The sequence below is a fragment of the Vibrio sp. CUB2 genome (genome assembly GCF_001557945.1).
Lineage (GTDB): Bacteria > Pseudomonadota > Gammaproteobacteria > Enterobacterales > Vibrionaceae > Vibrio > Vibrio owensii.
The window spans coordinates 61,007-83,504 of sequence record NZ_LNRB01000001.1 but is presented as its reverse complement, the minus strand read 5'-3'; the positions used below and the strand labels follow the sequence as shown (position 1 = coordinate 83,504).

Sequence of the window (22,498 nt, the reverse complement as noted above, 5' to 3'; positions counted from 1 at the left end):
AAATAGCGTGACTTGGGTTGAACAATAATAACAACGACAGGATGGCACGGATGAACAAAGGTACATTAGCACTACTCATTTCAGGCTTAATCACAATTCCAACGGCAGCGATGGCGATGACTCCCAACACCGATCTTAACCTAATGCCTTACCCACAAAATGTAGAGTTGGGGCAGGGTAAAATCACACTGGATAAATCCTTCAGCATTTACATCAAAGGCTACGATTCACCGCGCGTGCAGTTCAACGCAAAGCGCACTATGGACCGTCTGTATCGCCAAACCGGCTTACCGATGTTGAACTGGCATGCCGAGTCGGAAAAAGACGCGACCTTGGTGATTGATATTCGGAATGCACCCAAGTCAGAGGTGCAAGACATTAACAGTGATGAATCGTATCAACTTGAATCGCGTAATGGTCAGATCATCATTCGCTCCGAACGCCCTTACGGTGCTTTCCATGGTTTAGAAACCTTTTTGCAGCTGGTAACAACGGACGCGACTGGGTACTTTGTGCCTGCTGTGTCGATTCAAGATGAGCCTCGCTTTCCTTGGCGTGGCGTTTCTTACGACACTTCCCGTCACTTCATTGAACTTGATGTGATTCTTCGCCAACTCGATGCGATGGCATCAGCAAAAATGAACGTCTTCCATTGGCATATTTGGGATGACCAAGCGATTCGTATTCAGCTCGATAATTACCAAAAGCTTTGGCAAGACACCGCGGACGGTGATTACTACACCAAAGATGAAATCCGCTATGTGGTGAATTACGCGCGTAACCTTGGCATTCGAGTTATCCCTGAAATCTCTTTGCCGGGACATGCTTCGGCAGTGGTGCACGCTTACCCTGAATTAATGTCTGGTATGGGGGAGCAATCTTATCCGCACCAACGTGGCTGGGGTGTGTTTGAGCCGTTAATGGACCCGACCAATCCCGAACTTTACAAGATGCTGGCGAGCGTGTTCGACGAAGTGGTTGAGCTCTTCCCTGATGAGTACTTCCATATCGGCGGCGATGAACCAAATTACCAACAGTGGAAAGACAACCCGAAGATTCAGCAATTCATCAAAGACAACAATCTGGATGGTGAGCGTGGTCTGCAATCTTATCTGAACACTAAGGTTGAACAGATGCTGGAACAGCGCGGTAAGAAGATGACTGGCTGGGATGAAATCTGGCACAAAGACCTTCCAACCTCGATTGTGATTCAAAGCTGGCAAGGGCATGACAGTATCGGTCGAGCAGCAAAAGAGGGCTACCAAGGCATTCTCTCAACAGGCTATTACCTAGACCAGCCACAACCAACCAGTTACCACTACCGCAATGATCCAATGCCGACAGGAATAACCGTTGATGATCAACTTCATCAAGGTGAGAAATTCGCGACTTATGATTGGGTGAAACCACGCAACAAAGGTGGTCCACGTACAGGTAATCTAACCATTATTGAAGCGACAGACGGCAGCTACCGTGCGTTTACCGATTACAACGGTAAGTCTCGTGAAGAGGTGTTCATCATCGAGTACGTGCCGGGTGTGAAGTTTAAAGGGCATTTCGATAACTTTATGTCTTACACCGAATTCAACTATGACTTTGCGGATGGCAAGTTGAAAGACACCAGTTACCAATTGATTGGCAATGTTCGTTGGCCTGCGACTGGAGAATTGGTCGCGAGTAGTGACATGCAGGGGAGTGTCATTCCTGAGCCGAACGGTGGCTATCCGGCTGAACTGACCGAGAAAGAACAGCAGCTAATCTTAGGCGGAGAAATCACCATTTGGGGTGAGAACCTCGATTCAATGACCATCGAGCAACGCTTATGGCCGAGAAGCTACGCGATTGCTGAGCGTCTATGGTCGAGTCAAGAACTGACCGATGAGCGCAGCATGTACAAGCGCATGAAGGTGATGGATACATGGTCTGAGATTTCGCTTGGTCTACGCCATCATGCTGACGCCCATATGATGTTGAAACGCCTTGCTAATGGTGCAGATGAAACGCCGCTACAAACGTTAGCGAAGTACATCGAACCGGCTCAATACTACGCTCGTCATTGGGAGAAGTGGATTTCTACGCCAAACGAAGGCGATTTGTACAACCAGTATGAGCGACTAAACCGCTTTGCGGATGCATTGCCTGTAGAAAGCCTAGCAGTGTATGAGATGCAAGATTTGGTCGCGGCTTATGCTCAAGGTGATACAGCAGCCTTGGATGCGTTGGTGATGCATTATCAAAGCGTTAAGTTAGCGGCGCAGCAAGCCAAACCTATTTTCGCTGCAAACGTGGCGTCGGTAGAAACGGTGCCAGTTGCAGAAGCCGCAATCAAAGTTGCCGATTTAGGTTTAACCTTAATTGAGCTCACCAAGCAGGGCAGTGACATTAGCCAATCTGACGCTGAAGCGTATCAACGCACTATCGATGAAAATGCGATTATTTTTGATGAAACGATTGTCGCCATCGTAGTACCAACCGAGCAGTTGCTTCACACTTTAACCGATTGATAACTAAAAGGGATTGCCGTCTGGTAACGCAGGCGGCATCTTATCGGTTAAGCACTCTTTTATCTCCCAAAGGTTTCCCATGATAGTAAATGGTCACTTACATTTTTATGTAGGCACCTATACCGATTCACCAAGCCAAAGTCAGGGCATTGCGTGTGTTTCTCTCGATACTGCTACTGGCGCATTAACGCTCACCAATGAACTTGTTCCAGAAGCGGTGAAAACGGTTCGTAACCCTTCTTACCTTGCGCTCAAAGGAGAGGGTTTATATACCTTTAATGAAGTCGATCGCTTGGCAGGTGCAGAGCTGATATTTGCTGAAAAAACAGACAGCTATGCATTGCCAATTGAAGGTGACTACCCTTGCCATATCGAAATTAAAGAACCGTTACTCGCTGTTGCAAACTACGGTTCCGGCAATGTAAGTGTTTACCAACTTGATGAGCAAGGTAAGCCTTTGAAATCCACTGCAGAATTGTATGTGGAAGGCAATGGGCCGAATATTGACCGTCAAACTTCACCTCATGCCCATCAAGTCACTTTTCTAGAGCATTCCGCTCAATTGGCTGTGGTCGATTTAGGTACAGACAGTGTTCACTTTTATGACTACGGCAATGATGGTGAGACAGTTAAGTTTCCACTTTCTCAAAGTGTCGCTATGCCTGCTGGCTCAGGGCCTCGTCATTTGATCTTCAATCGTGATGAATCTGTCGCGTACGTTGTTTGCGAATTATCTGAAACGCTGGTGGTACTTCGCAAGCAAAACGGACAATGGAATCTGACTCAGCAAGTTAAACTGCTAGCCGATGAAGAGAACAAAGAAGCGGCGTCTGCGATTCGTCTCTCTGCGGATGAGCGCTTTGTCTATGTCTCATGCCGCGCGCAAAATCTGATCAGTACATTTGATGTAACGAGTAATACTCCGGTTCAAATTGCGGCGTCCGATTGTGGTGGCGCGTTCCCAAGAGATTTTGTTTTATCCCGTGACGGGCAGTGGATGCTCGTTGCTAATCAACATTCACATAATGTCGTTAGCTTCCATAGGAATCCGGAAACTGGCGCCATCACTCCAACCGGATATTCGTGCGACATCGGTGCGCCTGTGTGTTTGGTTGAGAAGCCGTAATTAAGAGAAATAACATGACAATTCATCGTATTAATCCATGCAAACGTTGGTCAGATGTAACGGTGTTCAATGGCATCGCCAACTTTGTTGAAGTGGCGGAAGCTGACACCACTGCGGATATGAAAGGGCAAGTACAACAGATTTTCGACCAAGCCGAGCAAATGCTAGCCAGTGTTGATAGCGACAAGTCGCGCATTCTATCTGTGACGATTTACGTGACGGATTTTGCTAACTTCGATGCGCTTAACGAAGTGTGGGATGCGTGGTTCCCTGTGGGCTGCGCACCAAGCCGTGCTTGCGTCAAAGTTGAATTGGCGAACCCTGAACTGTTGGTAGAAATGGCGTTCGTTGCTGCTGCGGGTGAGAAGTTCCAGTAGTTCGACATCACTCTACTCAAACCATCAAGCTCAGCGTTATATAGCTCAATAACGCCGGGCTTTGTTCTATTGGGCTAATGCTAAAGACAGGCTAAAGTTCTACACAAAAATCTTACCTTTCATGTAAAGCACGCCGTCGCCAGATACTCTTACTTGTTTGCCAGTAACTTCACAATGCAAAATGCCTCCGCGCTGAGAAGCTTGATAAGCAACCAGTGATGTTTTGCCTAATTCTTCTGCCCAGAACGGTGCTAATCCAGCGTGAATCGAGCCGGTTACGGGGTCTTCGTCGCCACCATTTGCAGGCCAAAAGTAACGCGATACAAAGTCTTGTTGACCGCCTTTCGCAGTAACGACCACATCGTAAGGAGCGAGAGTCTTGAGATGTTCTGAACGGTATTGAACCTCAAGTACCTCCTGCTGGCTGCCGACCACCACGAAGTACGCTTGAGGGCTAAGCAGTACGCGTTCCACATTGCAACTTAAGCCTTCAATCAATGCTGGGGGAATATCAGAAACGGCTTTTGGAGGACGAGCAGGGAACGTCATTTCAATCTTACCTTGCGCATTCTTTTCTACGGTGAGCGTTCCTACTTCTTGAGTATGGAATTCAATCGTGCCACCAATGCCAAGCTCATCAAACAGTACTAACGACGAGGCCAGTGTGGCGTGTCCACAAAAGTCGATTTCAGTTATAGGAGAGAACCAACGAATCTCATATTGGTTTGCGCCAATGGATTTTAGAAAGGCCGTTTCCGATAAGTTGTTTTCTGTCGCGATACTTTGCATCAGCTCTGGAGCAGGCCATTCCTCTAACGGTACCACTGCTGCAGAGTTGCCTTTGAATTGCGTATCGGTGAAGGCGTCCACCACGTAGATATCCAGTTCCATTTACGCTTCCTTGTTTGCTTTTGGGCTAATCAGCATAAACCAAATAAGTCGCCGATAAGCACGAATTTGAAAATATTACGCAAAGTATCACCGATTGGCTTAAAATGAGCGCTGTTGATACTTAATGGTGGGTTGCTGTTTCTTTTGGGGCATACACTTATTCCGAACTTAAGAAATAGGAGCATCATCATGAAAGCAATCACTACATCGGTTTTGGCGTTAAGCTTATTGGCAGTGGGTTCAGCTCAAGCATTTGAGTTAACCAGTAAAGACATCCAAGAAGGTCATCCTATGGCGAAGACTTTCGAATACAACAGCTGGGGCTGTAATGGCGGCAACCAATCTCCACAATTGATGTGGAAGGATGCGCCAGCAGGAACTAAGAGCTTTGCAATCACGGCTTATGACCCTGATGCACCTACTGGCAGTGGTTTCTGGCACTGGGTTGCGTTTAATATTCCAGCTTCAGTTAGCGAATTGCCACGCGCAGTGAACATTGAAAAATTGGGCGGTAAAGAGTCGCGTATTGACTACGGAACAGTTGGTTTTGGTGGCGTTTGCCCACCAGAAGCAGACGGCATGCACCGCTACCAATTTACGGTTTGGGCATTACCAACAGAGAAACTAAACCTAGATGAAAACACGCCGGCTGCTGTGGTTGGTTTTACCCTTAACAGCATGGCACTAGACAAAGCAAAACTGACGGCGACGTACACACGTTAAGCCGTAATGGGTAGATGATAGAAAACGAGGGGAATAGATGAGCCATCAATATCGAGTCACGTTGTTTCGTGCCGAGCAGTTACAGAAACTGCGTAATGTGAAGATCCATTCCCCAAGTATCATTCAGATCATCACGGGCAGTAAGCGTCTTTTCTGGAAAGAATCGGCGCTGGATCTTTCCCATTCTGAGTTGCTGCTTTGTGAGGCTTCCGCATCGCTGAGTTTTGAGAACTTACCGCAAAAAGGTAAGTTTCTCTCTAGAATGTTCAGCTTTCATTGTTTTCCGTCAGAAGCAATGCTTGAACTGAGTGCAAGCATTGACGGTGGTGAAGAAAAGCCGACATTAGAAGCCGATAAAGCCTTGGAAGACACGCTCAATGCTTTGTTCTCGTTTGACCAACAAAGCATGAGTAAAGAGACCCAAACCTTCTGGGTAATGGGGTTGTATCAACAACTTGCTGAGCGTGGTGTGTTGCATCACTTGTTTGCGAGTACGAACACAACATTCAGCCAGAAGCTGAGCCGTTATTTGTCGCATTCTCCGGGAGAGGAACACCCACTAGAACTGGTGGCTGAACGTTTTGCCATGAGCCGCGCGACCATGATTCGCAAGCTCAAGCAAGAGGGCACTCAGTATCGGGAAGTGCTGGCGGAAGTGCGCTTAAATCATGCCTTGTATTTGATGCAGAATGGCCACTACAACGTCGCGCTGTTGGCTCAGTCTTGCGGCTATCAATCCGAGGGGCGTTTTAGTCAACGCTTTAAAGGCAAATTCGGATTGACTCCGAGTGACTACATCAAAACGGTTGTGGTCAGTTAGCGCTAGCGAAAAATTGCTTGTGCGCGTTTAATAGCTTACGCGCGTTTTACCGAGTGCAACGCAGTGGGTGCTTTCGAATCTGCAATCGCCAAATCAGACAAAAGCTGTTGCAATAATTCTGCAGCGTGGACGTTCGCTTTTACTTTATCAACGTCACTCCAACTCGTACTGTTTTCTTCTTCAAGGTATTTAATTGTCTGTTGTGAAAGCTTGAGAACAGCATGCCACTTCAGTTTTTTATATTCTAAATTCATACTCAAACTCCTATGTGAATGATTAATTTAAAACATTGTTCAAAACTTTGAGTTAGCAAATAGGAATTTGTTAATAAGCCTATGCCTAGAGCGGATATAAAAAAGCGCCCATCGCTTTAACGACGGGCGCTCTCAAGTCACTAAAACCTATAGTTATTTGTAGTATTTCTTCTTCATTTTGAGTGCTACGTTCACCAAAGCAATCAATACAGGCACTTCGATCAGTGGACCAATGACACCAGCAAAAGCTTGGTCTGAGTTTAGGCCAAACACCGCGATAGAAACCGCTATTGCCAATTCAAAGTTGTTGCCTGTTGCCGTGAAAGCAATCGATGCATTTCTGTCGTAGTCGATGCCCATTTTCTTACCAACGAAGAAGCTGACAAAGAACATCAACACAAAGTAGATAGCCAGTGGAATTGCTACACGGAATACATCCATTGGCAGTTCAAGAATCATTTCACCTTTCAAGCTGAACATCAGTACGATGGTCGCAAGCAGGGCGATAAGCGTAATTGGTGAAATGCGTGGGATGAACACGTCGTTGTACCATTGTTCACCTTTCGCAGCGACCAGCCATTTGCGGCTTAGGAAGCCCGCTAGGAATGGGATACCAAGGTAAATCAAAACGCTTTCCGCGATGTCCATCATCGAGATATCAACCACGAAACCTTCGTAACCAAAGACTGGTGGCAATACAGTGATGAACAACCATGCCATCACACTGTAAGTCACGATTTGGAAAGCGCTGTTTAGTGCAACTAGGGCTGCGCCGTATTCTTTGTTACCACCACCGATATCGTTCCATACCAGTACCATTGCAATGCAACGAGCAAGACCGATCAGAATGATACCGACCATGTAACCCGGATGATCACCTAGGAAAGTCAATGCAAGGATAAACATCAAAATAGGGCCGACAATCCAGTTCATGACCAAAGACAGCGTGATCGCTTTTTTGTCTTTCGTCACTGTACCTAGCAGGTTGTAGTTCACCTTTGCGAGTGGCGGGTACATCATCAAAATCAAACCAATCGCTAGCGGCACGTTTGTGCTACCAACTGACATTGACTCGTTCCACTCAGCAACTTGAGGGAATGCTGCGCCAATACCTACACCGATTGCCATTGCAACAAAAATCCACACCGTTAGGTAACGGTCCAAGAAGCTCATTTTGTCGCTGGCACTATTTAAAACTTGAGTAGTCATAGTGTTCTCTTATTCGTTTATCGTCGAAAGGCGATAGTTAAAGGTATAGTTTATCTCTGCACGCCTGACCAGCGTGCAAAGGGAATTAATCAAATAACTTGGAAAATCCTAGATTGAATTTATCAAACGCGTCGCGTTGAATGCGGTAACACACCTTAGGTGGGTTTGGTTCGGCGCTGATAAAGCCAGCTTGCTTTAGAATGCGCAAGTGCTCGGAAACAGTAGATTGCGCAAGACCCAGTTCAGAAACCAAATCACTGTTCAAACAACCGCCCATGGTATCGAGCGTGTGCAGGATATGCAGAATGCGCAAACGTGCTGGATGTGACAAAGCTTTTGCTTGTGCTGCTAGAGTTTGTTCTTTCTCGAGCTGTTGTTGCGTTGTCTGAAAAACAACTTCGCAAGTGTCGTTGCACTTATCACTCATTCGCTGGCCTTAATAGTTAATCGTCGAATTGCGATAAAGTGTACGCCTGCTCTGTGGAAGATGCAACAAATCGATGAAAAATTAATCGGGAAATAACGATGGATAAAAAGTTGAAAAAATATATCTTTTAAAAAACAGTGATATAGTAAAAAATTAATTAGGTTACTAAAAGTTAACTAATTGCACTATATTTCTAGGTTACCATAATAAACCACATCCGACGCACAATGGTTATTGCGTCATCTTGTGAACTTATTTAAAGGTAATCCCATGAGCAACGTACTGATCATCAATGCACACGAACCATCACCATATTCAGAAGGTCGTTTAAACGCTTCTCTTGTCGACAAAGCACAGACGCTTCTGCAAGCAAAAGGCCATGAGGTTCGCGTTGTGACAATGCAAGATGAGATCAACGTAGATGAGCAACTCGCACACTTTGAATGGGCTGATCGCGTGATCATCCAAAGCCCAATCAACTGGATGTCTGTGCCTTGGTCATTCAAAAAATACATGGACGATGTGTTTACTGCGGGTATGGGCGGCGCACTGTGTGCATTCGATGGTCGTAGCGCAGAAGAACCAAAGAAAAACTATGGTACAGGCGGTACTCAAACCAACAGCAAATACATGCTGTCACTGACATTCAACGCGCCAGAAGAATCGTTTGATGATGAGAACGAATACCTATTCCAAGGTAAAGGCGTGGACGATTTGATGTTCCACATGCACGCTAACTTCCGCTTCTTTGGTATGTCAGCACTGCCTACATTCGCTTGTTACGACGTGATGAAGAACGCAGATATCGAAAACGATTTTGTTCGTTTCGAAGCGCACATTAACGAAAACTTCTAATCCTTTTAGAAACATAGTGCGAACTGAATGATGAATTGAGATGGACTGCTGCATGCGGTCCATTTTTATTTGTTTGCGGCGAGGTGACGTTTTTATTACTCTAAAGTACTAAATGTATCTAGCTTACTTTTCGTTACCTAGATTGGGTGCGTGTCTTGAGGTGTATTGTGGAAAGCAGAATCAGTGTTGATAGCAAAGGTCGTAAGTCAGTGGCGAACGTATGTGCAGAGCCATGTGCTATCGAGAAAGGGATGCGTCTAATTGGTGGTAAATGGAAAGGCTCTTTGATTTTTCATTTGAAAGATGGCCCAGTTCGCTTCAATGACCTAGCACGCATGCTAGGCGGCGCAAGCAAAAAGATGATCGACCAACGCCTCAAAGAGCTAGAAGCGGAAGGCATGGTGGTGCGTAAAGTGATTAGCGATCGCCCAATTGCAGTAAGCTATGAGCTAACAGAGTTCGGCCGTACCGCACTTAAGATTCTTGATGATTTGCGAATTTGGTCTGAGACTCACCAGATTGAGTTGCGTAAATAACGTGGCCTTTTGTATCTCATCATCGCTTAACGGTTTAAGCCAATAAAAATGCCAGCATATCGCTGGCATTTTTTATGTTTGATTGTTGTCTGGGACTGATTAGGCGTAATCCGCTTAGTAGTCCAACGTACCACGGATAGGGTAGTTGTTGTCTGGATTACGAATCCAAGCCAAACCACGTGATAGCGCGCCAAGCTCAGGGCGAACAAACGGGTTGTTTGAAATATCCACCACGTGCAAGTTGCCGTGTTCATTTACTACAAACAGACCTGGTTCTGCGAAGTTATGGTCAGTTTCTTGCTCTGAACGAGGCAGTGAAATGTACAGACCCAATGTTTTCATTTGTTCTTCGGTTAGGCCGTAAGCAATCGGGAAGCTGATTTCGAGTTTCTCTAGATGTCCCTCAAGCTGCTCTTTTGAATCGCCTGAAACCGCAAGAATATCAACGCCTGCTTCTGCAAAAGCTTGTTTGTAGCCCTCTAACTCATTGAGGTATTTGGTACAAAGAGGACAATGTTTACCACGATAAACGAATACGGCTTGCCAAGTCGCATCACCTTGCGGCTGACCTAACGTCACGCTTGAACCATCTAGCAAGGTTGCTTGAAGAGAAGGGAAGCTGTCGCCCGCTTTAAGTTTCACTGAAGTTGCCATAATGACTCCCGAATTGGTGGTATATATCCATGGATTCCCCTTCTCAATAAAAGCGATTGTGTAGGGGGTGAGACTTCAATGTAGACCCAGTTTTGCGGCATTTCAACTAGTTAACTTTTGGTAACCTAGATAATGAATGGCAAGAAAAAGAAACAGTTAGAAGAGGAAAGCAGAACTTAAAGATACAACGAAGTGGGGGTGTAGTATCAGGAGCTAAGTTCTGCTTAAGGTTCGTTTACCAGTTGAAGAAATCGTTCATTGTTACCAGAGCCATAACTTCAAGCTTGTTGTCCGAATGCGCAACGCGCTCTCGGAAATAGGTTGCCATTGTAGGCATGTCTTTCGCTGATCGAATTTGGAATCGCATAGTGTTTCCTCCTTGTTGCTGACAGGGTCAGTATGCGAAGAAAAGAGGAGCTGAAAAAGAGAGTAGATTTCTGTGGTTTATTCCTAGTTAGCCCCAGAAGGTGCGCTAACTCACCGATTTTTGCGTTAGTGAGGGTAAAAAGGGGAACAAAGTGTTTGGAAGTTTTCTTATTTTCTCTCGGATAAGTTGAGTAAAATAAACCTATATCCACTTTTTGAGGGCGCGCGGTGTCTGATCTCAATTTGTTCCGCTACTACCAACGACTCACTCCATTTGGTGTGGGGAGTGAAGCCAAAACCACATTGCAGGAAGTCGCTGACTTGCTGTTCACTTCTCCTCGCCATGCACGCAGCTTACTGTCGCAAATGCAGGAGCAAGCGTGGTTAAGTTGGCTCCCAAAAGCGGGACGAAATCAGCGTTCAACGCTATTGCTGAACATCGAGTTGAGTGCGTTAAAAGAAAGCCTCGCACTGGAGCGGATCAAGCTGGGTAAATACGAAAAAGCGTTGGCGATCCTCGATGAAGATGAAGCGGCATTTGGACGTTTGCTCAAAACGACTTCGGGAGCGTCTGTTCAAGAAGGTCGACTCAACATTCAGCTCACCTATAAACGTATGTTTGAGCGTATTGTTCCTCATCAACTGCACCGCAGCAGTGAGCGCTTCTTCTTGCGTCAAATCTACTGTTGTTTGGTATCGAGTGACTACAACGGAGTGGTGAAGCCAGAACTTGCTCATCATTGGCGTTATGACGAGAAAAGTTATGAATGGACCTTTTATCTGCGCCCAGGCTTAACTTTTCACAATGGCGCACCGATTGATGCTGATACCGTTGTTAGCCTGTTTGCCAAACTCAGTTCTCTTGAGTTGTATGAGAAAGAGCTAGCTCATGTCGATAACATTACCGCGCCAAACCCACTCAAGGTTGTGTTTACCCTCAGCAAGCCAGATTTGGGTTTTGCTGGGCTTATTTCTGGCGTGAAGTACGGCATTCAACCTGTTAGCCAAGTGAACGTTGCCAATAACAATTTGGTCATTGGTAGTGGCCCTTTTTCTGTGATTGAACACAGTGCTCATCGATTAAAACTGCAAGCTTTTGACGGCTATTACGCCTGTCGAGTACTGACCGACATGGTGACAATCTGGATCGTCAATGATGAGAAAATGGAGAACCCATCTCTAGCCGCGAATACACCGCCTAAACAGGTAGAAAAAGCAGACGATGAGCTTGCCGACAGCATGTGCGGGCATTACATGTCGACACAAGATGCCGAGACTGCCCCGGCGAGTCAGCACAGTCGCACCGAGGACGGCTGCTTGTTCGCCTTGTTCAATCAACATGCCAAGTACCCGCTGTCTCAAGCGCAGCGCCGTTATATCGCCGAACTGATTCAACCGGAACGACTTGCCGATGTGATGCGCAAAGAAAAGATCGTGTTTGGCAGCGTACCTGCTTACAACATGCTGCCAACGTGGAAGCCCGTACTAAGACCGTTTGGTGAAGAGAGCAAACTGCCTAAACATATCACCATCGCGGGGTACAACTACACGGCATTGAGACGATGTGCGCGTGCAATTGCTAACCTACTTGAAGGGACGGGAAGCAAAGTCGGCATTGTGATGTATTCCTACCGAGAGCTAAGCGAAAAAGCCAAAAACGGCACGCTAGATGAAACCTTGGTGGTGACGAACATCAACTTAGATGACAACCGTCATGCATCAGCGTTTACCAACTTCTTTAGCAATACCGTGTTGCACCACACCTTGGGGGAAGAGAATGCGACTTGGTTGGATGAGCAATTAGAGAAAGTGCGCGCGTATACCTCGCTAGAAGGTTACCTCAAAGCGCTTGAACCTATTGCTTCCACACTCGTCAGCGAATACTGGATTGCACCTATGTTCCACCATACACAAACTTTGCGCTTCCAAGGTGTGTTAGAAGACGTCGCTTTAACTAACTGGGGTTGGCCAGATATTCGCTCGGTGTGGTCAGCGGATTAACTGCCTCAGTTATTGAGCAAAGTACTGCTTCACGAATTCAATGAAGGCTTTGGTTTTCGCCGATTGATAGATGAGTTGCGGATACACTAAGTATACTGCGTTGTGTTGGTGGTCAGTTTCTTCCGACAGAACCTGCACTAGTCGGCCATTATCAACGTCTTGCTCGACAAAGTAACTTGCTAATCGTGCAATGCCATTGCCAGACAGGGCTGATTCTTTGAGTAAGCGGTTTTCATTGCTAGAAAGCCAACCTTGGGTTTGAACCGCTCCCGTTTTTAAAGGCCACTCTTTTTGGTGCAGTGTGGTTAAACATTGATGATGTTGTAAATCATCTAATGTCTTCGGGGTGCCTTCTTCTTGCAGATACTGAGGGGAGGAAACCAGCCAGTGGTAGTAGTCCAAAAGGTGATGCGCAATCATATTCTCGGGCGGCGTTCTTGTCGCTCGAAATGCAAAGTCGACGCTGGTTTCTGTCAGATTAAATGCTTGATAGCTAGAAAGTATTTCGAATTCTACGTTTGGATGTAGAGCGCGAAACGCCACACACAAATCATGCAGCACCGCTTCAGCAAACATCTTGGGAGCGGTGAGACGAATCAGACCGTCTACTTGCTCAGATTGCTGACTTAAACTCTTTTCCATTTCCATTACGCGGCGTTTGAGATCTTCCGCTTGTGCAAAGATTGACTCACCCTCTGCCGTTAATCTCACGCTGCGTGTGGTTCGAACAATCAAAGGCGTAGCGAGTTCCGATTCCAATCGTTTGATTTGTTCCGACAGGTAACTTTTAGAAATGCCAAGTTGCTCCGCTGCCCTAGAAAAGTTGAGTGTTTGAGCCACTTCGGCAAACAGCATCAGTTTTTCAATTCTTTTGTAATCTGTCATCTCGATTGTTCGCTAACGAGGATAATGAATTCGATTTTACGGTATTAAACTAATTTTTACGAACGGTAAGATGGTTCGAGTTAATTTCAGAAATTGAAAATGCAGAAATCGGAAAAGTGAGAACAACGATGAACAATCCAACACTACCGCTCGCCAAAACCTTACCTAACGTTAGCCGCTTGGTCTTCGGCTGCATGGGGCTTGGAGGGGAGTGGAATCGCAACCCATTAACCGCCCAAGATGAAAACCAAGCTTATGCCGCTGTAGAGGCAGCATTAGAGGTAGGCATTAATCTCTTTGATCATGCGGATATCTACAAATTCGGTAAGGCAGAAGAAGTATTTGGGCGCATCTTAGCCAATGACTCAACGTTACGAGAACGAATTTATCTGCAATCCAAGTGCGGCATCCGTCTAGGAGATGAGCAAGATGTTAAGCAGTATGACTTCTCTGCTAAATGGGTGACGGCTTCTGTTGAGGGCATTCTTGAGCGCCTTGGCGTGGAAAACCTTGATGTTTTGATGCTGCATCGCCCGGATCCTTTGGTTGAATTTGAAGAACTTGGCACAGCGCTACAAGCCCTGAAACAAGCTGGCAAAGTTAACCACTTCGGTGTTTCTAACATGAACAGTGCTCAAATTGATCTTCTCCAACAAGCAACGGGCGAAGTTGTTGTGGCGAACCAGTTGGAAATGAGTCTGGCTAAGTCTGACTTCATCAAGCAGGGCATGGGGCTTCCTTCGTCTGCATCTGACCACGTTGCGGGAACACTGGAACATGCCCGTAGGCACAATATCCAACTGCAAGCGTGGGGCAGTATGGCGCAGGGAAGATTCTCAGAGCGTGGCTTACATTCTGATGATCACAACACCAGACAGACGGCGGAGATGGTGATGGCGCTTGCAGCTGATTATGGCGTGTCGTCTGAGGCGATTGTTTTAGCCTTCCTGACGCGTCATCCAAACCAAATTCAGCCTGTTGTTGGTACTGCGAACCCACAGCGTATTCGCGCTTGTGCTCAAGTAGAGAACGTCACGCTGTCGCGCAGCCATTGGTATGGCTTGTTTGAGAAAACCCTTGGTCATGAGATCCCGTAGGAGAGAAAAATGAAATACGTACAAGTTCAAACTCTGATTCAAACGGCATTGGAAATTGCTGCTGATCGCAAGCAAAACATTGCAGTTTCCGTGGTTGATACACATGGCGAATTGCTCGGTTTTGCCCGAATGGATGATGTGAGTGTGCAAGCTGGTTTGTTGGCACAAAACAAAGCCTACACCTCGGCTAGAGACCGTCAGCCTAGTGGCAATCTGGGCGCTTGGGCTCGTGAAACGGGTAAGCAGTTGAGCTATTGGACTGACCCAAAGATCACGGGCTTTATGGGCGGAGTACCTGTAGAACAAGAAGGGAAAGTCGTCGGTGCAATTGGTATCAGTGGTTTAGCAGAGCAAGACGATGAAGCGCTTGCGATGGAAGTATTAAAAGCGCTGTAAACAAAAAATCCCACCAATGCTCTTCGCTAGACATTGGTGGGGATGGTCAAAATGATGGAGTTGACCACGAATATCAACGGTAAATGCCTGCTCGCCTTCGAAAAGCGTCATCGAAGTGGAGCGTGACAAGGTGGTTATTGCTGACCACTGACAAAATCAGCGCAAACCTAGGTTAGGAGCGTGCTTACTGGATAACAGAAAGCCGCTATCCAATAAGCTGTCAGTTTATTTTGCCAATCAGTTAAAGGCGCGAGCAAAGGTTCCGTGACCTTGGCAAACGTACTTTACTGAGTTGCTGCAGACGAATACCGATTCACCCGCTTTCAAAGTGATGTGATCGTCTTGGCTAGAAACCGAGATTTCCCCTTCGATACAAAACAAAATCTCTGCGCTGCGCACGAATTGAGTGGTTGCTGTACCTTCAACGGCCATCACTTCAAAACCGAAATCATCCACCGGAATTGGGTAACTAAGCTTGCCTTGCTTATGTACGGGCGCGAGCTTGATTTGTTCTGGGTCAATCGCGTTGAAGATGGTGTTGTCGATAAGCTCAGGAACGTCGATGTACTTTGGGGTTAAGCCAGCACGCAGCACGTTGTCTGAGTTCGCCATGATCTCCAAACCTGTTCCTTGGACGTATGCGTGTGGCGTTTCAGCATGGAGGAACATCGCTTCGCCCGGAGCGAGTTCAATCGTGTTCAAAATCAATGGCGAAAACAGACCAATATCGTCCGCGTAATGCTGACGGAAGTCCTGAATATAACCGTAAGCTTCTCGTGCCATAGCGGTTTTTGCAGGGCGCTCTAGACTTGCGTAAAGCTCATTCAAAGCCTGCTGTTTGCGCTCGCCTTCTAACGACATAATTGCAGAGAAGAACACTTTAAGACCTTCACTGTTTGGTGTGGCTTTCAGTGCGTTGATTTCAGTCTCTAGAGCAGTGATGTTCGCTTGCTCAAACAGAGATAAGATCTGTTCAATTGGGCGGAAGCCGTTCATCGCTTTGTAAAATGTCAGCGCGTAAACCAGCTCCGGTTTATGGTTTGGATCTTTGTAGTTACGGTTTGCAGCATTAAGCGGGATACCTTGTTCGTTTTCACGAGCGAAGCCTATTTCTGCCTTGTGCTTACTTGGGTGTACTTGAATAGACAGCGGTGTTTCAGCGGCCAGGACTTTGAATAGGAATGGCAGTTCACCAAAACGTGCCGCGGTGTAATCACCCAGCGATTGCGTTTTGTTTTGGTTAATGACTTCTGATAGCAGTTGTTTGGTGTCAGCAAGCTTTGAACACCCGTTTGGATGAGCACCCATCCAGATTTCTGCTTGTGGCTCGTTCGCTGGATTGTCGATGCCGAATAAATCATGAATCGAGGTGTGGCTGCCCCAAGCGTAGTTTTGAATCACATTGTCCAGTTTGAATAGAGCGTGTTGCATGGCGATATTCTCTTGATTGGAACGAAAGAAGAGGAGAGGCTTGCTCCACGATGAGAGCAAGCCTGAGTCGGTTTGGACGGGTTATCTAGTCGATGGCCTTATCCTGAGAACCGGATTAGAACTTCACTTGGAAAGATTTAACCTGACACGGTTTCAGCGTACCGAACGATGCTGCGTCTACCTCGTTTGATAGTACTTTCTCGTCTAGCTGTGTTTCTTTCCATGACGTTACTTCTGAAGTAAACGCCACTGTGTCGTTAATCACTTCGCTCTCTGATGGGTTGTAGACGCGTAGGATGAGTGCATCCTCGTCTTCCGCTTTCTTCAGTACGCTCAGTACTGCGCCTTCTAGCGATTTGTTTAGCAAGCTGTGCGTTAGCGGTAAATTTTGCTCGCCTACGTTCAGCTTCATCGCGTTGTAAGGGATCTTGTTGTAGCACTGGATTGGAGTCACGTTGTCACGCGCCGCCGCCATTACGTTTGCTTCGATGTGGTTGCCCGCGAAACCGAATAGTGCGAACTCACAAACGATCTTGCCGCGTACTTGTGAATCTGGCGTCGGGATCTTGATACCAGATGGACGACCCGGACGAAGCAACAACTCTTCTTTGCCTAACACGCCGATACCACGCAGAAGGGTTAGGGCGAATGTGTCACGCTCTTCATTGCCTTGGCTTGAAATCACTTCAAACTCACGCAGACCGTTGCTCATCAGCGCCATACCACCTTGTGCGTTCTCAACCGCGGCAAAGTTCATTAGCTGGTAAACCGGCACTGGTGCTTCTTTCCAGCCGTCTGCTTCCCAGTTCGCCATTTCTGGATCGTTCGTTGGACGAGTGATCAAACCGAACTGGTTGTCTGCTACTACGGTTTCAGACACAAACGGCGTTGGTACTAATACGCGAACGCGGTGATCGTCAGCTTGGTTATCCAGCTCCATGCGAACTTCAATACGGCGTGTACCTTGTTTTAGAACCACTTGGCAGTTCACGTCTAGGTAACCGTTTTGACCTGTGCGCTCTTCACGTTGTTGTAGGTTCTCAGGCAAGTTCATGCGCAGTTTGATGGTTGCGACAGATTGGAAGCCTTCGTGCTTCACATTCACTTCAGCGTCGAATTCGTCTGAGTACAGCAGCCACTCTTTACGCGAAGGTGAGTAGTCGTATTCGTCGCCATCGTCAGAGCCGTCTTCAATGCGCAGCGCTTGTTCGTAAAGGTGCTCTGTCTCTTTGTCGAAGATGTTCAGAGTGCCGTTTGCGTTGACGTTGATGCGGTAGAATTCGTTCTCCAGCAGGCTATTTTCATATGAGAAAGCTTTCTGCTCAGCCACTTTTTGCGTGCCTTTCTCATTCGCTTGAATGTGTAGGGTAGTGAAGCCCATCGCTGGCACAGTGTGTTTGATTTGAATATCGTATTCGATGAACGGGTCGTAGTTACCGTAGTGAACGATTTGACGGTCAATCTTACCTGGGTCGATTACGCGTTGATCTTGGATGAAGTACTCAACTGGCGTGCCGTTTTCATCAAACAGGTTGAACTGTTCTGCACGGATAGTGATGGTGGTGTTTACCACTTCTTCACGAGCGTATGGCGATAGGTTGAATAGTGCTAGCTTGTCGCAACCTTCGCGTGCAGGCATGTGGTCAACAATCTTACGTTTGTAGAAGTTGATCAGGTTGGTCGCCATGTCGTCCGCAAGGATGTAACGGTTCAAGATCTCTGCGTGTACTTTGTCTGAACAGCAGCAGCCAATCGAGTCGTGAGCGTGGTTCTTCATGCTCTCTTTCCACATCTTCTCGATTAGACCGTGGTGGTATTCAAAGCCCAGAGTCCATGCGATAGACGCTAATGGCTCAAGGATGTTTACGATCTTGTTTTCTACTTCTGCGTGGATCAGTTTGATGTCCATACGCGTTGAAGAAATAGTACGGTGAACACGCATGTATTTACCGTCGTTGAACTCGCCTCTGATGGTATCAAGCTGATCGCGCTCGGCTTCAATACGCTCGAACACTTCTTCAAAGCGGCTCATTTTGAATTCTTTGTCTGGGTAGATTTCACGTAGCTTATCCATCACCTCGAAGATGTCTTTTTGGATAGGCATTTGGTCGTGACCGTTTGGTAGTAAGATGTCTTTGGTTACCGACGGTTTTTCTAGCACTGGGAAGTATTTATCTAGACGTGCGCGCAGACCTTCTTCGTCTTGCGGTAGGTATTTACCAATCGCGTAGCCCAATGGCAGTACTTGCGCAGAGACTTCGCTACCATCGTTTGATTGCCACAAGAATTCGGTTTTATCTGTGCCGTGACGCTCTGAACAACCACGCCAGAACATCGCGCGATTGATGCCAAAACCGTTGTAGATAGCTGGTAGCTGAGAGCTCATAGAGAATGAATCTGGTAGGTAACCAATCTTCATTGGCTCGCCTAGCGCTAGACAGTCGCGCAATCCGTAAAGCATGTTACGTACGATAGATTCGCCAGATACTTGCATCGTATCCGTTTGAGAGTACCAAGGACCAACAATCAGTTTGCCAGCTTGTACTAGCTCACGTACGCGCTCTTTGTTCTCTGGTTTGATTGCGAAGTAATCTTCCAGAACTGCGGTTTGACCGTCTAGAACGTAGTATTTGTAGTCTGGATCGTTTTCCAGACGAGTCATGATTTCTTCCATGTTGTTCACTAGCAGAATGCGAGACTCTTCTGTAGTGAAGTACCATTCACGATCCCAGTGCATGTGAGGAGTAATATGAACGCGAGATGTAGTCATAACTTTTACCGTCTTAGGCAATAATTGCCGTTAATTTGTTTTAAATTTGATTGTTTTCTATTCGTTTTTGCGGCGTTTATGTTTGCCGACGAATATTTAGGGCGCAGAAATCCCACGCCCAAAGTTTGTGTTGAGCGAATCTATGAGTGATTCGGGTTATGGCTGAGCAGCAGCCTCAGTGACAAATTTGCCCTTTTTTACTGCGTGTGCTCGCCACATGATGAGAGTGATGGTCGAGATAGTTGCACCAATCAGCGCAGCGCCAAACCAGATTGCCGCAGCAGTGAATGCGCCTAGACCTGCATCGTGTAGTAGGAAGATTGAGAAGATACCTGCACCTGGAGTCGATAGACCTACGCCAGCAGCACCCACCATTGCGCCTGTTACGACAGAGCCAAGTAGGAACGAGCCAATAACGCGGATTGGATCTTCGATAGCCATCGGAATCGCACCTTCAGTGATACCCGCAAGACCAAGCAACCAAGTTGACTTACCCGTCTCGATTTCAAAGTCTTTGAACAGGCGAGGTGCAAGCATGGTTGAAGCCGTTACTGTGAACGCTGAGACCATTTTCACCGAACCGAAGATAGCGTATGGGCCGTAGACACCGTTCGCCATTGCACCGAGACAGAATGCGTAAGCTGCTTTGTTAACTGGACCACCAAGGTCGAACGATACGAATAAACCAATTACTGCGCCTAGCAGTAGGGCGTTGGTGCCAGACATGCCGTTTAGCCAATCCGTCAAACCTTGGTTTAGCCAAGCAACAGGTTTACCGATAACGAACAGCATCAATGAGCCAGCAACCAAAGTACCGATAACCGGGTATAGGTAGAAAGTTAGGAAGCCATTGAACGCAGGGTTTAGACGTACGTTTTCTTTTACCCAACGCATGACGTAACCAGCAATCAAACCACCGACAACACCACCAAGGAAGCCAGAGCCGATAAGGTTCGCAGCGATACCTGCGGCAAAGCCTGGACCAAGTGCTGGTTTATCTGCCAATGAGTAAGCGGTGTATGCCGCCAGTACGGGAACCATCAATGTACCCAGTAGACCACCACCTAGCTTGCGGTACATCCACAGCCAAGAGCCTTCTTCTGCATACAAATCTTGTAGGTTGAACATTTGTGCCAATAGCACGGCAACAGCAAGTACGGTACCGCCAGCAACGATAAGAGGAACTGCGTAAGAGATACCTGATAGAAGTGCTTGTTTCAGTTCAGTTTTAAGTGGTAGTTTCTTCGGTTTGTCGTTGGTTGCAACTGCAGCACCAGCGCTTCGACCTGCTTTACCTGCTTCAACCGCTTCGTTAAGAATGCGCTCAGAGTGCTTGATTGGCTCAGCAACTGGCACTTCTACACGAGGAATACCGTCAAAACGCTCTAACTCTTTGATTGCCACTTCAGCCGCGAAAACGACCGCTGTTGCACTGTTGAGCTGTTCAGCAGTCAGACGATCTTCAATACCGTTTGCGCCTTGCTTTTCAACATGCACGTTGTAACCCAGCTTCTTACCTGTCTTCTCTAGGTATTCTGCTGCCATGTAGGTGTGTGCAATACCCGCAGGGCAAGCCGTCACACAAACGATAGTTGGTGCATTTGTATCTAATTGGTCTTGTTTTTCTTCTTGCTCTGCTTGACCATCAAGCAAAGCGAAAATTTGTTCTACATTTGTAGCATTGAGCACTGCTTCACGAACATCGTCATCCACTAACGTTGTGGTCAGTTCGGTCAACAGGTGCATGTGTGTTGAACCTGCTTCCGCATTTGGAATTGCGATTAGGAAGATTAGGTTTACGTCTTCGTCTTCATCCAGACCTTGCCACTTTAAGTCTTGTTTTAGTGTGGCTACGGCAAACGCCGCCTCTTTTACTGCATCTGTCTTACCGTGCGGTACTGCTAAGCCTTCGCCTAGCGCCGTCGGGCCTTGCTCTTCACGAGCAAACACTGCTTGTAGGTATTCTTCCTTGTTATGCAGTTTGCCTTGCTGGTCTAGCTGGTCGGCAAGTGCACGAATCGCTGCGTCACGACTTTCGAACGTCGTTTGTAGGTTTATCAGCGATGGGTTTGTAAGAGAGGTTAATTTCATAACTTTTGTCCCATTGTCACATTCGACATTGTTGTGCATTCAACAATGATGTGAATAATACCTTTTGAATACAAATGATCCGTGATCAGGATCGCAGTTGAATTAAAATATGTATTATTGTTGTATTGGTTTGGCTTGTTTTTGTATGCCGATATGCGAACAAGTGCTTGTCATGTTGACCTGAATTCGTATTATAGAGCTCATAAACCAAGTCTTTCTTGCAATGATAGTTCACACCAGTGTGCTCGGTTCTTGAGTTGTCTCAAACAAGTTCACTTGATTGGTCATTTGTATTGTTTTTATAGAGGTAAACATGGCAAGACTGCCAATGTATCGCCAGATCGCGGATGCGATTCGCGAGAAGATCAGCGATGGCGAATACAAAGTAGGAACGGCTCTTCCTACCGAAGCTCAGTTACGCGAAGAATTTTCCTGTAGCCGAGTCACGGTTCGCCAAGCGTTAAAATTGCTGATTGAAAATGGTGAACTGGAAAGTGTGCAGGGTAGTGGTACCTATGTGAAAGAGAACAAGGTTAACTACGACATTTACCAGCAGACCAGCTTTGCAGAGAAGTGGGCGCACCTAAATGCAGTGACACACAGTGATGTGGTCGCGTTCGAGATTACCAAAGCATCGCTCACGATGGCGGATGCGCTGAACATCAATGAAGATGACAAAGTCTTTTACGTGAAACGTGTTCGTTACCTTGACGACAACCCAATCACAGTAGAAGAAACTTGGCTGCCGACAGACATGTTCCCTGATCTCACCTACCAAGTGATGCAAGGTTCTAAGTACCACTTTATCGAGAAAGAGAAGGGCATGGTGATTGATCGCAGTGAACAAGAAATCATCCCAGTACTGCCACCGCAAGACATTGCAGAGCTGCTAGATATTGATCCGGCTGAGCCGATCATCGAAAAGCGCACGCGTGGTTTCTTGCAAGGGGATGTGGTGTTTGAATACAGTCGCAACTATTTTAAATCGACCGACTATAAGTTTACGCTGGTGGCAAAACGTCATAAGTCGTAAGCGCGATATTACGCATTTCATTTTAAACCCGCCACTCGGCGGGTTTTTTGTG

Annotated in this window: 21 protein-coding genes; 11 read left to right on the top strand and 10 right to left on the bottom strand. The window is 46.8% G+C overall.

What is annotated here, in order from left to right; genetic code table 11:
• The first annotated feature begins 50 nt into the window (after nt 1-50).
• From ATB78_RS00370 to ATB78_RS00360, 3 genes are all read left to right on the top strand, one after another.
• On the top strand, nt 51-2,504 hold the full coding sequence (locus ATB78_RS00370; protein WP_061007474.1) for a beta-N-acetylhexosaminidase: 2,454 nt from the start codon (nt 51-53) through the stop codon (nt 2,502-2,504).
• A gap of 79 nt (nt 2,505-2,583) precedes the next feature.
• The gene (locus ATB78_RS00365) at nt 2,584-3,630 is read left to right on the top strand and encodes a lactonase family protein (RefSeq protein ID WP_061007473.1); all 1,047 of its coding nucleotides are present in this window, start codon (nt 2,584-2,586) and stop codon (nt 3,628-3,630) included.
• 14 nt (nt 3,631-3,644) lie between these two features.
• Entirely contained in the window at nt 3,645-4,007 is a 363-nt protein-coding gene (locus ATB78_RS00360) for a RidA family protein (RefSeq protein ID WP_061007472.1), read from the top strand.
• 99 nt (nt 4,008-4,106) lie between these two features.
• On the opposite strand, the gene ATB78_RS00355 is transcribed toward ATB78_RS00360, so the two are convergent.
• Nucleotides 4,107-4,898: a PhzF family phenazine biosynthesis protein gene (locus ATB78_RS00355; RefSeq protein WP_061007471.1), complete on the bottom strand. Its 792-nt coding sequence runs from the start codon at nt 4,896-4,898 to the stop codon at nt 4,107-4,109.
• A 189-nt stretch (nt 4,899-5,087) separates the two neighbouring features.
• On the opposite strand from ATB78_RS00355, the gene ATB78_RS00350 reads away from it, so the two are divergent.
• Together ATB78_RS00350 and ATB78_RS00345 are read left to right on the top strand one after the other, a co-directional pair.
• Complete coding sequence (locus ATB78_RS00350; protein WP_005435484.1) at nt 5,088-5,621, top strand: YbhB/YbcL family Raf kinase inhibitor-like protein; 534 nt, start codon at nt 5,088-5,090, stop codon at nt 5,619-5,621.
• Nucleotides 5,622-5,658: 37 nt separating this feature from the next.
• Nucleotides 5,659-6,441 carry a helix-turn-helix transcriptional regulator gene (locus ATB78_RS00345; protein WP_061007470.1) on the top strand — a complete coding sequence of 261 codons (783 nt, stop codon included), beginning with the start codon at nt 5,659-5,661 and terminating at the stop codon, nt 6,439-6,441.
• 35 nt (nt 6,442-6,476) lie between these two features.
• Here ATB78_RS00345 and ATB78_RS00340 read toward each other — a convergent pair whose 3' ends face one another.
• From ATB78_RS00340 to ATB78_RS00330, 3 genes are all read right to left on the bottom strand, one after another.
• Entirely contained in the window at nt 6,477-6,695 is a 219-nt protein-coding gene (locus ATB78_RS00340; protein WP_005435487.1) for a hypothetical protein, read from the bottom strand.
• A gap of 153 nt (nt 6,696-6,848) precedes the next feature.
• A complete protein-coding gene (gene arsB, locus ATB78_RS00335; RefSeq protein WP_061007469.1) occupies nt 6,849-7,904 on the bottom strand; it encodes an ACR3 family arsenite efflux transporter in 1,056 nt (351 codons plus the stop codon).
• Nucleotides 7,905-7,989: 85 nt separating this feature from the next.
• On the bottom strand, nt 7,990-8,331 hold the full coding sequence (locus ATB78_RS00330) for a winged helix-turn-helix domain-containing protein (protein ID WP_038865258.1): 342 nt from the start codon (nt 8,329-8,331) through the stop codon (nt 7,990-7,992).
• Nucleotides 8,332-8,601: 270 nt separating this feature from the next.
• Here ATB78_RS00330 and ATB78_RS00325 point away from each other — a divergent pair, with 270 nt between their 5' ends.
• The gene (locus tag ATB78_RS00325; protein ID WP_005375454.1) at nt 8,602-9,186 is read left to right on the top strand and encodes an NAD(P)H-dependent oxidoreductase; all 585 of its coding nucleotides are present in this window, start codon (nt 8,602-8,604) and stop codon (nt 9,184-9,186) included.
• A 167-nt stretch (nt 9,187-9,353) separates the two neighbouring features.
• Nucleotides 9,354-9,722, top strand: coding sequence for a helix-turn-helix domain-containing protein (locus ATB78_RS00320; protein ID WP_005435493.1), 369 nt, complete (start codon nt 9,354-9,356; stop codon nt 9,720-9,722).
• Nucleotides 9,723-9,836: 114 nt separating this feature from the next.
• On the opposite strand, the gene ATB78_RS00315 is transcribed toward ATB78_RS00320, so the two are convergent.
• Both ATB78_RS00315 and ATB78_RS30240 read right to left on the bottom strand, forming a co-directional pair.
• A complete protein-coding gene (locus ATB78_RS00315) occupies nt 9,837-10,376 on the bottom strand; it encodes a peroxiredoxin family protein (protein WP_005435499.1) in 540 nt (179 codons plus the stop codon).
• Between the two features lie 235 nt (nt 10,377-10,611).
• Nucleotides 10,612-10,743, bottom strand: coding sequence for a hypothetical protein (locus tag ATB78_RS30240; RefSeq protein WP_009706196.1), 132 nt, complete (start codon nt 10,741-10,743; stop codon nt 10,612-10,614).
• A 227-nt stretch (nt 10,744-10,970) separates the two neighbouring features.
• Here ATB78_RS30240 and ATB78_RS00310 point away from each other — a divergent pair, with 227 nt between their 5' ends.
• Nucleotides 10,971-12,743: an SgrR family transcriptional regulator gene (locus ATB78_RS00310; RefSeq protein WP_061007468.1), complete on the top strand. Its 1,773-nt coding sequence runs from the start codon at nt 10,971-10,973 to the stop codon at nt 12,741-12,743.
• A 9-nt stretch (nt 12,744-12,752) separates the two neighbouring features.
• On the opposite strand, the gene ATB78_RS00305 is transcribed toward ATB78_RS00310, so the two are convergent.
• Nucleotides 12,753-13,628 carry a LysR family transcriptional regulator gene (locus ATB78_RS00305; RefSeq protein ID WP_061007467.1) on the bottom strand — a complete coding sequence of 292 codons (876 nt, stop codon included), beginning with the start codon at nt 13,626-13,628 and terminating at the stop codon, nt 12,753-12,755.
• A 128-nt stretch (nt 13,629-13,756) separates the two neighbouring features.
• Here ATB78_RS00305 and ATB78_RS00300 point away from each other — a divergent pair, with 128 nt between their 5' ends.
• Both ATB78_RS00300 and ATB78_RS00295 read left to right on the top strand, forming a co-directional pair.
• Nucleotides 13,757-14,725: an aldo/keto reductase gene (locus tag ATB78_RS00300; protein WP_061007466.1), complete on the top strand. Its 969-nt coding sequence runs from the start codon at nt 13,757-13,759 to the stop codon at nt 14,723-14,725.
• A 9-nt stretch (nt 14,726-14,734) separates the two neighbouring features.
• On the top strand, nt 14,735-15,121 hold the full coding sequence (locus ATB78_RS00295; protein WP_061007465.1) for a heme-binding protein: 387 nt from the start codon (nt 14,735-14,737) through the stop codon (nt 15,119-15,121).
• 237 nt (nt 15,122-15,358) lie between these two features.
• Here the strand turns inward: ATB78_RS00295 and manA are convergent, their stop codons facing one another.
• The 3 genes from manA to mngA form a co-directional block, all read right to left on the bottom strand.
• On the bottom strand, nt 15,359-16,552 hold the full coding sequence (gene manA, locus ATB78_RS00290) for a mannose-6-phosphate isomerase, class I (protein ID WP_061007464.1): 1,194 nt from the start codon (nt 16,550-16,552) through the stop codon (nt 15,359-15,361).
• Between the two features lie 115 nt (nt 16,553-16,667).
• Nucleotides 16,668-19,322 carry a mannosylglycerate hydrolase gene (gene mngB, locus ATB78_RS00285; RefSeq protein ID WP_061007463.1) on the bottom strand — a complete coding sequence of 885 codons (2,655 nt, stop codon included), beginning with the start codon at nt 19,320-19,322 and terminating at the stop codon, nt 16,668-16,670.
• A 156-nt stretch (nt 19,323-19,478) separates the two neighbouring features.
• Nucleotides 19,479-21,413, bottom strand: a complete 1,935-nt coding sequence (gene mngA, locus ATB78_RS00280; RefSeq protein WP_005435514.1) for a PTS 2-O-a-mannosyl-D-glycerate transporter subunit IIABC — start codon at nt 21,411-21,413, stop codon at nt 19,479-19,481.
• 313 nt (nt 21,414-21,726) lie between these two features.
• Between mngA and ATB78_RS00275 the strand changes: the two genes are divergently transcribed.
• The gene (locus tag ATB78_RS00275) at nt 21,727-22,446 is read left to right on the top strand and encodes a GntR family transcriptional regulator (RefSeq protein ID WP_020194774.1); all 720 of its coding nucleotides are present in this window, start codon (nt 21,727-21,729) and stop codon (nt 22,444-22,446) included.
• The last annotated feature ends 52 nt before the right edge of the window (nt 22,447-22,498 follow it).